General features: G+C 50.9%; 1 pseudogene. It reads left to right on the top strand.

What is annotated here, in order from left to right:
• Positions 1–339 (top strand): annotated as a pseudogene (locus GYRE_RS24735) (ABC transporter substrate-binding protein); the annotation flags it as partial.
• Positions 340–432 lie beyond the last annotated feature (93 nt).

The following is a 432-nucleotide window of genomic DNA, read 5'->3' as shown; positions in this document are numbered from 1 at the left end:
AATACCGCCTATGAGCTGAGCCTGGGAGGCTACATTATGGGCGCGGAGCCGGACGGCTATAAGTCTTTATATATGAGCAACGAAGCCTATAACTACGCGCACTACAAAAATCCGGCATTTGACGCATTGTGGGAGCAAGGCGCAACTGAAACGGACGGAGCCAAACGCGGCGCTATCTATAAGCAAATTCAGCAAACGGTAGCGAACGATATGGCATGGTATCCCATAGCGTATACCAATGCGGTTGTCGCGGTGGATAAACGTTTTGGCGGCACCAAAGAAGCCGAACCTAAGCCGGTCTATATGTTCCAGGATCTGTCGAAGATTTATCAACAATAACCAGCATTGACCCTCATCCGGTCTTCTCTTTGGGAGAGGGCGGGGTGAGGGGAGTAGAAAATATGAATAACCTGTTCCTCCGGCGGCTGCTGC

The organism is Yokenella regensburgei ATCC 49455 (assembly GCF_000735455.1).
GTDB classification, from domain to species: Bacteria; Pseudomonadota; Gammaproteobacteria; order Enterobacterales; family Enterobacteriaceae; genus Yokenella; species Yokenella regensburgei.
The sequence above is the reverse complement of the archived record's forward strand: the minus strand, read 5'-3'. Positions and strand labels throughout refer to the sequence as shown.